Raw genomic sequence first — 335 nt, forward strand, 5'->3', positions numbered from 1 at the left:
CCGGACCGGGTGGACCCCGTGCTGGAGCGCCAGCTCCATGATCTGCCCGAGCACCTGGCCGTCGGTCGCGGCCGGGTCCACCTGCTCGATCGCCTCGGCCACCGGCTCCTTCTCGCCGATCGTCCGGAAATACGGCCACGCGCCGATCAGGTCGCCGGCCTCCAGACGCTTCCGGCCGACCGTCCGCAGGGCCTCGACAATCACGCAGCCAAGAGAATCGTCGCTACCCATATGGCGTTTAGAACGATTGCCAGGGTGCCATGGCCGTAGCAATATTACGACCGCCCTATGGCTACCCAAACGTCCGTATCGATGGCCGCAGCATCGTCGAAGTC

At 65.7% G+C, this 335-nt stretch carries 1 protein-coding gene; it reads right to left on the bottom strand.

The features are described from left to right. A partial coding sequence (locus AB1L30_RS00180) for a hypothetical protein (protein WP_367011344.1) occupies positions 1-231 on the bottom strand: 231 nt, incomplete at its 3' end. Between the last annotated feature and the right edge of the window lie 104 nt (positions 232-335).

The sequence above is a fragment of the Bremerella sp. JC817 genome, assembly GCF_040718835.1.
Lineage (GTDB): Bacteria > Planctomycetota > Planctomycetia > Pirellulales > Pirellulaceae > Bremerella.